This is a genomic window from Bacillus salacetis (assembly GCF_049177075.1).
Taxonomy (GTDB): Bacteria; Bacillota; Bacilli; order Bacillales; family Bacillaceae_B; genus Rossellomorea; species Rossellomorea salacetis_A.
In genome coordinates, this window is the sequence record NZ_CP185377.1 from 3,518,468 (window position 1) to 3,530,692 (window position 12,225).

At 44.4% G+C, this 12,225-nt stretch carries 9 protein-coding genes and 2 other annotated features; of the genes, 3 read left to right on the forward strand and 6 right to left on the reverse strand.

Features of this window, described 5'->3' with window-relative positions; all coding sequences use genetic code 11:
* Positions 1 to 23: 23 nt before the first annotated feature.
* Positions 24 to 1,301: an NAD(P)/FAD-dependent oxidoreductase gene (locus tag ACOJQI_RS18335; RefSeq protein WP_421380683.1), complete on the forward strand. Its 1,278-nt coding sequence runs from the start codon at positions 24 to 26 to the stop codon at positions 1,299 to 1,301.
* Between the two features lie 88 nt (positions 1,302 to 1,389).
* Here the strand turns inward: ACOJQI_RS18335 and ACOJQI_RS18340 are convergent, their stop codons facing one another.
* The gene (locus ACOJQI_RS18340) at positions 1,390 to 1,575 is read right to left on the reverse strand and encodes a sporulation protein Cse60 (RefSeq protein WP_421380686.1); all 186 of its coding nucleotides are present in this window, start codon (positions 1,573 to 1,575) and stop codon (positions 1,390 to 1,392) included.
* 162 nt (positions 1,576 to 1,737) lie between these two features.
* Positions 1,738 to 1,938 (forward strand) — a binding site (T-box leader).
* Positions 1,939 to 1,986: 48 nt separating this feature from the next.
* Here ACOJQI_RS18340 and proS point away from each other — a divergent pair.
* On the forward strand, positions 1,987 to 3,417 hold the full coding sequence (proS, locus tag ACOJQI_RS18345; RefSeq protein ID WP_421380689.1) for a proline--tRNA ligase: 1,431 nt from the start codon (positions 1,987 to 1,989) through the stop codon (positions 3,415 to 3,417).
* Between the two features lie 378 nt (positions 3,418 to 3,795).
* Here the strand turns inward: proS and ACOJQI_RS18350 are convergent, their stop codons facing one another.
* Complete coding sequence (locus tag ACOJQI_RS18350; protein ID WP_421380692.1) at positions 3,796 to 4,119, reverse strand: rhodanese-like domain-containing protein; 324 nt, start codon at positions 4,117 to 4,119, stop codon at positions 3,796 to 3,798.
* Positions 4,120 to 4,220: 101 nt separating this feature from the next.
* Positions 4,221 to 6,635 carry a leucine--tRNA ligase gene (gene leuS / locus ACOJQI_RS18355; protein WP_421380695.1) on the reverse strand — a complete coding sequence of 805 codons (2,415 nt, stop codon included), beginning with the start codon at positions 6,633 to 6,635 and terminating at the stop codon, positions 4,221 to 4,223.
* An 87-nt stretch (positions 6,636 to 6,722) separates the two neighbouring features.
* Positions 6,723 to 6,942: a binding site (T-box leader), on the reverse strand.
* Positions 6,943 to 7,190: 248 nt separating this feature from the next.
* Between leuS and ACOJQI_RS18360 the strand changes: the two genes are divergently transcribed.
* On the forward strand, positions 7,191 to 8,558 hold the full coding sequence (locus ACOJQI_RS18360; RefSeq protein WP_421380698.1) for an FAD-binding oxidoreductase: 1,368 nt from the start codon (positions 7,191 to 7,193) through the stop codon (positions 8,556 to 8,558).
* Between the two features lie 45 nt (positions 8,559 to 8,603).
* On the opposite strand, the gene ACOJQI_RS18365 is transcribed toward ACOJQI_RS18360, so the two are convergent.
* The 3 genes from ACOJQI_RS18365 to ACOJQI_RS18375 form a co-directional block, all read right to left on the reverse strand.
* Positions 8,604 to 9,242: a hypothetical protein gene (locus ACOJQI_RS18365; protein WP_421380701.1), complete on the reverse strand. Its 639-nt coding sequence runs from the start codon at positions 9,240 to 9,242 to the stop codon at positions 8,604 to 8,606.
* A gap of 68 nt (positions 9,243 to 9,310) precedes the next feature.
* A complete protein-coding gene (locus ACOJQI_RS18370) occupies positions 9,311 to 10,702 on the reverse strand; it encodes an alkaline phosphatase (protein ID WP_421380704.1) in 1,392 nt (463 codons plus the stop codon).
* Between the two features lie 154 nt (positions 10,703 to 10,856).
* The gene (locus ACOJQI_RS18375) at positions 10,857 to 12,044 is read right to left on the reverse strand and encodes an MDR family MFS transporter (protein ID WP_421380707.1); all 1,188 of its coding nucleotides are present in this window, start codon (positions 12,042 to 12,044) and stop codon (positions 10,857 to 10,859) included.
* Positions 12,045 to 12,225 lie beyond the last annotated feature (181 nt).

Here is a 12,225-nt window from a genome sequence, read left to right on the forward strand (position 1 = left end):
AAGCTTGAAAGTTGGTGGATCTATTGAAAAACTATGATGTAATCGTAATCGGAGGAGGGCCATCGGGTCTGATGGCTTCCATCGCCGCAGGAGAAAACGGCGGGAAAGTCCTCCTGATAGATAAAGGAAATAAACTGGGAAGAAAACTCGCTATTTCAGGCGGGGGCCGCTGCAATGTCACAAACAGGCTCCCCATTGATGAAATCATCAAACATATCCCAGGAAACGGACGCTTCCTTTACAGTGCCTTCTCGGAGTTCAATAATGAAGATATCATTGCATTCTTTGAAAAACTGGGAATTGAGCTGAAAGAAGAAGACCACGGGAGAATGTTCCCCGTTTCAAATAAGGCACAGTCCGTTGTGGACGCACTGTTGAATCGTATGAGCGACCTTGGTGTTGATATCCGGACAAATTCCCCGGTGAGAAAAGTGAACTATGAGGGCGGCAGGACAGCCGGAGTGACGCTGGAAACCGGGGAAACCTTTTCTTCCGATTCTGTCATCATTGCGGTAGGTGGAAAATCCGTTCCCCATACCGGCTCAACAGGTGACGGATATGCATGGGCAGAGGAAGCCGGACATACTATCACGGATTTATTCCCTACCGAAGTTCCGTTAACTTCTGATGAACCTTTCATCAAAGAACGTGAATTGCAGGGATTGTCTTTACGTGATGTGGCGCTAAGCGTATTAAACCCAAAAGGAAAACCGCTGATCACCCATAAGATGGACATGATCTTTACGCATCTGGGCATTTCCGGCCCTGCCGTTCTCAGATGCAGCCAGTACGTCGTCAAGGCTATGAAAAAGTGGAACCTGACACATGTTACCATGCACATCGACAGCATTCCGGAGAAAAACGAGGAGATGCTGTTCCAGGAATTGAATTCGCTTATCAAAAAAGAAGATGAGAAGAAAGCAGTCAAAAACATCCTGAAAGGCTTATTGCCTGAACGGTATCTTTTGTTTCTATTAGAGCGTGCCGAGATTGATCCGGACCAAAAAGGAATTACTCTCCCAGGCGAAAAAATAAGGGAGTTTGCCCGCTTAGCCAAAGGTTTTACCTTCACCGTAAACGGCACCTTTTCCATTGAGAAAGCCTTCGTAACAGGCGGCGGGGTTTCAGTCAAAGAAATCCAGCCCAAAACAATGGCTTCCAAAAAAATGGACGGGCTCTTCTTCTGCGGAGAAGTCCTCGATATTCACGGATACACTGGCGGATACAACATCACTTCCGCCCTCGTCACCGGAAGACTCGCAGGCGTAAACGCCGCATTGAGTGCCCTGGAACAACACTAAAAAGCAAAACACTTTATCACACTAAAGCGCTAAGAGGGACAGTCCCTCTTAGCGCTTTAACGTGTTGAAGCTTCACCATTAAGCTGAATCATTTCTTATAAACAATCATTGCTGAAAAACAGTAAATCTGCTCGTCATCCTCATCTTCCGGCATCGCCGCGACATGATATTTGATATCGACGATACTGTTTTCATCCACCGACTTCAGAAATTTATTCATATCCTTCTCCAAATCTTTTTCATGCTCATAATCAAATACTTTTACCTGGATCATGATCATTTCTCCCTTTTACATATTCTATTAGCATTCTGGACACTTTTTCTAATTTTCAATCACTTTTTACTATGTAGTACAAACCAGCTCATTTATACCAGGCGACTTCACAAAAAATTTAAATTGACTTTTTCTTCAGGGGAAAATATAATACTTAAAAATAATGAAACATTGAAAAGGATTAGTAGAATGATCTGGTCACTGACAGAGAGGGAGCTCCAGGCTGCAAGGCTCCTATTGGCTGCCATTCGAACCTGCCTTTGAGTTCTGTAGCGCATACAGCGGTTCAAACCGTTATCATGATATGAGAGTAAAGCTTTGCTTTGAATCAGGGTGGTACCGCCAGTTTTTCTGGTCCCTGACATGGCAGGGCTTTTTTTGTTTATATGAAAAATTTCGGAGGTGCAAGGAATGGGAAAAGAATTTGTAAAAAGCATCACTGGCATGGATGAAGATTTTGCCCAGTGGTATACCGATGTCGTCACAAAAGCCGAATTGATTGATTATTCCAGTGTCCGGGGGTCGATGATCATCCGTCCATACGGATATGCCTTGTGGGAAAACATCAAAGATGCATTAGATAAAAAAATCAAAGAAACAGGACACGAAAATGTCTATATGCCGCTTTTTATTCCTGAAAGCCTTCTGCAAAGGGAAAAAGATCATATAGAAGGATTTGCTCCGGAAGTAGCCTGGGTCACCCACGGCGGTGATGAAGAACTGCAGGAACGCCTGTGTGTCCGCCCTACTTCAGAAGTCCTTTTCGGCGAGCACTATAAAAATATCATCCATTCCTACCGAGACCTTCCAAAGCTTTATAATCAGTGGGCAAACGTGGTGAGATGGGAAAAAACAACAAGACCGTTCCTCCGCACCCTTGAATTCCTATGGCAGGAAGGCCATACGTGCCATGAAACGGATGAAGAGGCTCATGAAGAAACAGTAAAAATGCTTGAAGTCTACGCCGAACTTTGCGAAAACATTCTGGCCATTCCAGTCATAAAAGGCCAAAAAACAGAAAAAGAGAAATTTGCTGGAGCAAAATATACGTATACCATCGAAAGCCTGATGCATGACGGAAAAGCCCTGCAGTCCGGTACCTCCCACCATCTGGGTGACGGGTTTGCCAAAGCGTTCGGCATCCAGTTCTCCGACCGGGAAGGCAACCTTCAGTATGTCCAGCAGACTTCCTGGGGCTTCACAACCCGAATCATTGGAGCAATGATCATGGTCCATGGTGACGACCGCGGCTTGGTCATCCCTCCAAAAGCGGCGCCGACACAACTGATGATCGTGCCAATTGCCCAGCATAAAGAAGGTGTGCTCGATTTTGCATATGATTTGAAAGATCGATTGGCCGGCTCTTTCCGGGTTGGCATTGATGCAAGCGATAAAAAGCCTGGCTGGAAGTTCAATGAGTATGAAATGAAAGGGATCCCACTTCGTTTGGAAGCCGGCCCGCGCGACATCGAGCAAAATCAGGTCATCATCGCTCGCCGCGATACAGGCGAAAAAGTTACGGTTGCCATTGATGAACTGGAGAGCAAGATCGCTCAACTTCTGGATGATGTACAGAACAATCTATTCCAAAAAGCCTTAAAACATCGTGAAGAAAAAACAAGTGTAGCCTTGAATTTTGAAGAGTTCACTGAAAAACTCAATACCAACAAAGGATTCATCAAAGCCATGTGGTGCGGCGACCAGGCATGCGAGGACAAAATTAAAGAGGAAACCGGTGCCACTTCCCGCTGCATTCCTTTTGATGAAGAAAAAGTTTCTGACGAATGTGTTTGCTGCGGTAAAGAAGCGGAAAGTCTTGTATATTGGGCGCGTGCCTACTAGAAGAGTAAAGCCAGGGGGCAGCCCTGGCTTTTTTTCTTCACGAAAATCCGCATGCATGTCGAATATCGACTGTACCTTGTCGTTTATCGACCATTCTTTGTCGAATAACAACCAAATCCTGTCGTTTATCGGCAGAAGCCTGTCGAATATCGATATTCACCTGGCTTCCTTCGAGATACTGCAGTCGTATCAGCGATTTTTAAAATTCATCAGCGATTGGGGCAGGTTTATCGGCGATTCCAGAAATTTATCAGCGATAATCCAACTTTATCGGCGATTTTTCCCATTTATCGGCGATTAGACAATATACGACAAAAATATTCCTGCGAGCCGCCTCCCCAAAATAAAAAGCACGCCCAAAGCGTGCTCCAAACTAACTTATATGCATTGATCCTTCGGCTGGGTTTCGCCTTCCCACTCCAGCATGCCGCCTTCCATGTTGACGACTTTGTAGCCGCGGTCATGCATGAACTGGCTGACTTTACCGCTGCGGTTGCCGGAGCGGCAGATCAGGATGTACTCTTTTTCTTTTTCAAACTTGTCCAGAGACTCAGGAATATCACCCATTTTAATATGTTTCGCCTGAGGAATCATGCCCTCTGCTACTTCTTCATCTTCGCGGACATCTACTAATTCAAGATTTGCTCCCTCATCAAGCATCTTTTTCAATTCATCTGTCGTGATTGTTTTATAATCCGGCATTTATGTAACCACCTTTCAGCTTTATTTTTTCATTATATCAAAGCTCTATACAAGGGAAAAATAAGAAGGCCGGCACCCATGGGGCACCGGCTGATCAAAAATTAATTTGCTACGATGTTAACAAGTTTGCCAGGAACGGCAATCACTTTTCTTACTGTCTTGCCTTCGATGAATTCCTGAACTTTTCCGTCCTCAAGGGCGATTTTCTCAAGTTCATCTCTGCTGATGTCACGAGGCACAGTCAGCTTCGCACGAACTTTTCCATTCACCTGGAAGACGATTTCGATTTCATTGCTTACCAGTTTGGACTCATCATATGCCGGCCAATCTGCATAAGCAAGAGTTCCTTCATGGCCAAGCTTGCTCCAAAGCTCTTCCGCAATATGAGGAGTAACCGGTGCAAGCAATTTCACAAACCCTTCGATATATTCCTTAGGAAGGACATTTGCTTTGTAAGCGTCATTGATGAAGACCATCATTTGAGAAATACCAGTGTTGAAACGAAGTCCTTCAAAGTCTTCAGTCACTTTTTTCACAGTTTGGTGATACGTCTTTTCAAGATCCTTGTTCGCTTCGTCTTTCACTTTCTCACTGATGTTTCCGTTCTCGTCAACAAGAAGTCTCCAGACACGGTCAAGGAAGCGGCGGGAACCATCAAGTCCGTTTTCGCTCCATGCAACAGATGCTTCAAGAGGTCCCATGAACATTTCGTACATGCGAAGCGTATCTGCACCATGAGTTGAGACGATTTCATCCGGATTGACCACGTTGCCTTTTGACTTACTCATCTTCTCATTGTTTTCACCAAGGATCATTCCCTGATTGAACAATCTTTGGAATGGCTCTTTCGTTGGCACTACACCGATATCATATAGGAACTTGTGCCAGAAACGTGCATACAGCAAGTGAAGGACCGCATGCTCTGCACCACCGATGTACATATCAACCGGAAGCCAGTGATTGAGGTTTTCTTCGCTTGCAATCGCCTCATCATTATGAGGGTCGATGTAACGAAGGTAGTACCAGCAGCTTCCTGCCCACTGCGGCATTGTGTTCGTTTCACGGCGTCCTTTTTTCCCTGTTTCAGGGTCTGTTACGTTTACCCACTCGCTGATGTTGGCAAGAGGGGATTCGCCTGTTCCGGACGGCTTGATTTCAGTCGTTTTCGGAAGAGTCAAAGGCAGCTCTTCAACCGGTACAGTTGTTGTCGTGCCGTCTTCCCAATGGATGACTGGAATCGGCTCGCCCCAATAGCGCTGGCGGCTGAACAGCCAGTCTCTTAGACGGTAAGTCGTTTTCTTCTCACCGACACCTTCTTTTTCAAGCCACTCGATTGCTTTTGTAATCGCCTCTTCTTTGCCAAGTCCGTTCAAGAAGTCAGAGTTAACATGCTCACCGTCGCCAGTGTACGCTTCTTTTTCTACATCTCCGCCGGCAACAACTTCTTTGATTGGCAGATCGAATTTTTGAGCGAATTCATAATCACGCTCATCGTGTGCAGGGACGGCCATGATGGCACCTGTTCCATAGCTCATCAATACGTAGTCGGCAATCCAGATCGGCATTTTGCCGCCGTTGATAGGGTTGATCGCATATGCACCAGTGAAGACGCCTGATTTATCTTTTGCAAGGTCAGTACGTTCAAGGTCACTCTTTGCTTTAACTTTATCAATATAAGCAGAGACAGCTTCTTCTTGCCCGCTCGTTGTGATTTCATCAACTAATGGATGCTCCGGCGCCAATACCGCATAAGTAGCCCCGAAAAGAGTGTCAGGGCGTGTAGTGAATGCCGTGAACTTCTTATCTGTTCCGTCGATTGCGAAATTGACTTCCGCTCCTTCAGAACGGCCGATCCAGTTACGCTGCATGTCTTTAATGCTTTCAGGCCAGTCAACTTCTTCAAGGTCTTCAAGAAGGCGGTCAGCGTATGCCGTAATCTTAAGCATCCACTGTCTCATTGGACGGCGCTCAACCGGATGTCCTCCGCGCTCGCTTTTTCCATCGATGACTTCTTCATTGGCAAGTACCGTTCCAAGCGCGGGGCACCAGTTCACGGCTACTTCATCAACATAAGCAAGGCCTTTTTCATACAGCTTTGTAAAAATCCATTGAGTCCACTTATAGTAATGAGGGTCAGTCGTATTGACTTCGCGGTCCCAGTCATAAGAAAACCCTAGTGATTTGATCTGGCGGCGGAATGTGTTGATATTTTTTTCCGTGAATTCTGCCGGATCATTTCCTGTATCCAATGCATATTGCTCAGCTGGAAGCCCGAATGCATCCCATCCCATTGGATGAAGCACGTTGTAGCCTTGCATTCTTTTCATGCGTGAAAGGATGTCTGTTGCTGTATATCCTTCAGGGTGGCCTACATGAAGGCCGGCACCTGATGGATATGGAAACATATCCAATGCATAGAATTTCGGTTTATCCCGTTCCGTTTCAGTTTTGAATGTTTTGTGTTCTTCCCAATAGTGCTGCCACTTTTGTTCAATGTCTTTGTGGTTAAAGCTCATTGTGGAACCTCCCTTTTCTTTTGGTTGTGTCGGGTTTCTATTAAAAAAGCCCAATAAAAAACTCCCGCCCCAATTATTAAAAATAATAATTGGGACGAGAGGTCTTTGATAATCTCCCGCGGTACCACCCAGATTAGTGTACACGCACTCACTTGATTCCATCCTTAACGCGGAAAACGGCAGGCATTACTTAGGTTCACACCTGCAACTCAAAGGCGAGTTCATGATGGTTTCCGGTTGACTTGCACCTGCCGTCAACTCTCTAAAGCGGCTCCACATCACTACTGCTCCTTATCAACGTTGAATTATATACAACTATTGTATTCACTATTTTATGCAAAAATATACTGTGTTGCAAGCCTAAAAAGTTAAATATTTTATTCTGGACTGCTTTCTCTCTGCATCGGCATGAAATAAGGACCAGGAAAAACATCCTTTATTTTTGGAAATCAGACCCATAAATAGTATTTTGTGTGTTATAATGAACTCCAAGCGATATACCTATTATACATAATAAAAGCTTGAAACACCTACATAAAACAGGAGGAAAAAAACATGTTTGAAACACTGGAGAAAAAGGTTGGCAGCCGTTTAATCCTGCCCCACCAAGATAAGTATGATGAAACGAGGAAAGTATGGAATGGTGCTATAGACCGAAAGCCCGGCGCAATCGTCGTTTGTGAATCTGCTGAGGATGTAATGGCAGCTGTCAAGTTCGCAAACGAGAACGGTTTATCTATTTCCATCAGAGGAGGCGGTCATCATGTAGCCGGCACGGCGGTGTGTGATGACGGAGTGATGATCGACCTGTCCCAGATGAGAAAAGTCACTGTAAATGAAGACAATAAAATTGCTTATGTACAAGGCGGGGCACTGCTTCAGGACATTGACAAAGAAACACAGAAGTATGGCCTTGCCGTGCCAACAGGGACTGTTTCGGAAACAGGCGTTGCCGGACTTGCATTAAGCGGGGGACTTGGTTACTTAAGAGGAAAGTACGGCCTGACTTGTGACAACCTTGCAGGTGCCAAACTGGTGACGGCAGAAGGTGAATTACTGGAAATCAATGAAGACAATCACCCTGACCTGTTTTGGGCTTTGCGTGGCGGCGGTGGAAATTTCGGTGTTGTAACCGAGTTCCAATTTCAGCTTCATGAAGTGGGTCCTGAGGTCCTCGCCCTTGATGTAATGTACGATTATAAGGATGCAAAGGAAATTATTTTAAAAGCTCAAAAGTTCATGAGTGACGCACCTGATGAAATTTCCATCAACATCACTGCTACTACCTTGCCGCCAGCACCATTTCTTCCGGAGTTCCTTCACATGAAGAAAGTCGTGATGATTACTGGAATGTATGCAGGTGATCCTAAAGAAGGGGAGACAGCAATCCAGCCTCTCCGTAAGCTGGCTGAGCCAATCGTTGATGGAACGAGTGTCATGTCATATACAGCACTCCAAAGCAAGCTGGATATCATGGTGGAAAATCACATCCCTGTGTATGGAACATCTTTATACTTTAAAGAATTGACTGAGGAAACGGTGGATACACTGCTGAGCAAAATCGATAGTGCACCTGCCCCAAGTGTACTGGTTCAGCTCTGGTCCCTGCATGGAAAAATGAACCGCATCCCTGCAGACGCAACTGCCTTTTCCATGCGTGATGCAAGTTGTGTATTGCTCGTCGACATGATGGCTATGCATGTACCAGAAGAACTTTGCAAAAAATGGGTGGACTCCGTGTACAGCGGTCTTTTGGAACACTCTCATCGAAACGCTTCGTATCTAAACGGCATCGAACCTGGTGAAGAAGTAATCAAAGCGACCCACGGAGAAAACCATGACCGTCTGGTTGAGGTAAAAACCAAATATGATCCGGATAACCGTTTCTACCATAACCATAACATTGCTCCAATCAGAAAATAGATTAATAGGTAAAAAACTCTCAGGCAGAGTGTCCTGAGAGTTTTTCTATAACTCGATCCGAATTTTTTTCGATTCTTGAATCTTATTTGCCTTTTCATCGAAAACATCACTTGTTGTAATCTCAATCCAGTCAAGGTTTTCAGCATCCTCAAGAATAAAGCCAAGATTCCCTTTTTTCTTGTCTCCACCCTTCAATTCCCCGTTCAACTCTTCCAGGTAGATATCTTTTTCCCAATCAATTTTCTCGCCCGTATTCGTCTCCAGCAAGGCTATGGGAGCAAAGTTAACGGATGAATCGGATGCGTTTTCTATTTCCACAAATAACTTTAAAAAATCGAATTCCTCTTCATGAGTCAGTACATGGAAATAATCAATCAGACTGTAATCAGGAACCAGGTGAATCAACTTGGTATCATGCACTGTTAATTTAATGGGCCCCAGTTCGTGGACGTCTCCTGGAAAACTGCCGTTAATCAGGGTCACTTCACCTTTTTCATCAAGATGGGAATCTGCTTTTTTCAAGAGTGTGCGATCATCTGGAACCTGTGGGTTAGGTGCATAATCACTGTCATAACCGCTTGCGGCTTTTACCTCTTTTTCCCCAGAGGATGCCGGGCTGCTATTGTCTGAACAGCCATATAATACAGTTCCTATAAGCAGGAAAATCAGAACCAGCTTTTTCATATCTAAACTCCTTCATTCATAATAAGGACCTCCCGCTGCTTTTGGTGAGCAGCGGGAGCTCCTTAACGTTAATTGTCCTCGATGACTGTCTTTTTCTTGCCTTTTTCCAGCAGGTCGAATATGATCTTTGCATTATCTGTGTTGTCGATTTGTCCTCTGAAACGATCAGAATGAGGTCCGAAAGCATAGACCGGCACGTCTTCACCTGTATGTCCGCCAGTAGTCCATCCTGTGTTTGAACGGACATCAAAGATTTTCTCGATGGCGTTATCGATGTTTACTGCCTTGTTCCCGGCAGCAGCCACTTTAACGGACTGGATTTCTTCAGAAGTTAATTCAAGATCTATATACTTCTTAAGTGTTTCTTCGACATTGGCTCCGTTTGCAATTTCTGCCGCCATGAAGTCAGGAGTTCGTTTTGCTGCTTTAATCGGTTCACCGAACCAGTTATAGATTCCGTTTGCCCCGATAGAGTATCCGCCAGTAGAGTGATCCGCTGTCGCGACGACTAGTGTATGCTTATCTTTTTTTGCAAACTCGATGGCTGCAGAGAAAGCTTTTTCGAAATCTTCCATTTCACTCATGGCACCAACAATATCGTTATCATGTCCGGCCCAGTCAATTTGGCTTCCTTCAATCATCAGGAAGAAACCATCTTTATCTTTATTCAATCGGTCAATGGCTGCAGTCGTCATTTCTTCAAGAGAAGGAATGTCTTCTGTCCTATCAAGCATCTTCGGCATACCACGCTCAGCAAACAAACCAAGAACTTGTCCATTTCTATCTTTCATCAATTCATCTTTATTTGTTACATAGCTGAAACCGTCTTGTTGAAATTCTTCTATTAAATTTCGGTCGCTTCGAACAAACAGGTTCGTCCCACCGCCAAGAAGCACATCCACTTTATGCTCTCCGTTAATCATTTCATCGAAGTAGTCATCCGCAATGGCGTTCATGTTTTTTCGGCTCTCATCATGTGAACCGAAAGATGCTGGTGTTGCATGTGTAATTTCTGATGTAGCTACCAGGCCGGTAGATTTACCTTGCTCCTTTGCCGCTTCCAGCACTGTCTTAACTTCATGACCATCATTATCAACGGCAATTGCATTGTTATATGTTTTAATTCCTGCAGACATTGCTGTTGCTGCAGAGGCAGAGTCTGTAACATTTTGCTCTGGATCCTCCGGGTATGTCATCTGTTGTCCAACAAGGTATTGGTCAAGTACTGTGCGGTCCACAAATTTGGATTCAGCGCTGTCTTTTAGGTAACGATGAGCAGAAGTATAAGATACTCCCATACCGTCTCCAATCAGGAAGATTACATTTTTGATTTCTGCATTATCTGCTTTCTGAGGTCCCTTTGCATCTGCAACCGCCGATGTTCCCGCTAAACTTCCAAAAGCTACAGTAGACATAACGGCCAAAGGCAGAAGCTTCTTTTTTAATTTTTTGCTGATCATTGTCAATTCCCTCCCAAATTCTTATTACAAGAATCATTATAGGAATCTAGTGTTAATCTAATATTAAGAAATGGTAGAGAAAATGTAAGAGTTAAATATATAAATAATTACAAACAAAAAAGACTACCTTCATTAAAGAAGATAGCCTTTGAGATTATGAAATGGAAACAGACACAGTTTCATTTTTCTTAAGGGATCTGTCATAAACTGCTGTGATGACAATCGCCACAGCGAATAACCCGATAAGCGAAGTGAACAGCGCTGAAATTCCGAAAAGGTCGACCATGATTCCGCCTAACAGCGGACCGATCATTCTTCCGCCGGTTGCTGTACTGTTGACGATTCCCTGATAGAACCCTTCTCTTCCTTTAGGTGCCAGGTCGTTGGCAATGGTAGGCACCGCCGGCCAGATCAGCATTTCCCCAATGGTAAGGATGATCATCGCAATCGCAAACATATGGAAAACGTCAGCCATAGCAGCAAAACCGAATGAAATCATGAAGATGACAATCCCAATCTGGATCTGCATTTTCAAGTTATTTTCAAAACGTTTGATTATTTTTGAAAGCAGCGGCTGCGCCAGGACAATCAACGCTCCGTTTATGGTCCAGAGCAGGCTGTATTGATTGAGGCTGATGTTGATCTCCTGTGTATAACTGGCAATCGTTGACTGCCATTGCACATAGCCGATCCAGCACAGAATATAGGCAGAACATATCAGCATCAAAGCCGTAAACTTGGATTTGTTTTTAATAAAGCCGCCTTCCTGGATAAGTGAAGTCTGTTTCCCGGTATTGACGGAAATATTTTTGTACCCAAAGAATGCAATCAGAAAGAAAACCACGTACATAATCAAGTTTGCAAGAAAGATATATTGAAAGGAATAAGAAGCGACTAATCCCCCGAGTGCGGCACCGACCGCAACCCCGACGTTCTGCGCAACATAGATTGCATTGAATGACTTCCGTCCGCCTTCAGGCCAGACTGATCCTGCCATTGCGTACATAGATGGAAAAACAATCCCTGAACCAAAACCGACAATAGCAAGAAAAATCACATAATGAGGCCATCCGTGATAGAAGTTCATGCCGACAAGTGCCAGCAGGGTAATGATGATTCCGGTTAAAATTGAGCGGTATCCCCCAATTTTGTCAAAGAGGCTTCCTCCGAACAGATTCCCAATGACACTTGCCCCGGCATTCAACATCAGAACCAATCCAGCGACTGATAATGATTTGCCAAGATGCGAGTTGATATAGATGGTGTTCAGCGGCCATAAAAATGATGCTGCCGTGACATTCACCATCATACCAGCGATTAACAGCCACAATGATTTAGGCATAATGAGCGCTTCCTTTCCCTATAGATATTTCGATTCCCAAAATGATTATAGGGGTTTTCATCCTCCTCTGCAATACGATTTGAAATAGAGAGATAATTCCAAAAACAGGATGAATGTCCAGAACTTTCCTAATAAAACTCAGTTCAACAAAAAAAGACAGCCGAAGCTGCCTTTATAAAAA

Bases quoted from the DNA above. Each gene is read 5' to 3' on its own strand.
- ACOJQI_RS18365 (WP_421380701.1), bottom strand. From the start codon at position 9,242: ATGAAAAAGCTGGTTCTGATTTTCCTGCTTATAGGAACTGTATTATAT.
- ACOJQI_RS18350 (WP_421380692.1), bottom strand. From the start codon at position 4,119: ATGCCGGATTATAAAACAATCACGACAGATGAATTGAAAAAGATGCTT.
- leuS (WP_421380695.1), bottom strand. From the start codon at position 6,635: ATGAGCTTTAACCACAAAGACATTGAACAAAAGTGGCAGCACTATTGG.
- proS (WP_421380689.1), top strand. From the start codon at position 1,987: ATGGGAAAAGAATTTGTAAAAAGCATCACTGGCATGGATGAAGATTTT.
- ACOJQI_RS18340 (WP_421380686.1), bottom strand. From the start codon at position 1,575: ATGATCCAGGTAAAAGTATTTGATTATGAGCATGAAAAAGATTTGGAG.
- ACOJQI_RS18360 (WP_421380698.1), top strand. From the start codon at position 7,191: ATGTTTGAAACACTGGAGAAAAAGGTTGGCAGCCGTTTAATCCTGCCC.
- ACOJQI_RS18375 (WP_421380707.1), bottom strand. From the start codon at position 12,044: ATGCCTAAATCATTGTGGCTGTTAATCGCTGGTATGATGGTGAATGTC.
- ACOJQI_RS18370 (WP_421380704.1), bottom strand. From the start codon at position 10,702: ATGATCAGCAAAAAATTAAAAAAGAAGCTTCTGCCTTTGGCCGTTATG.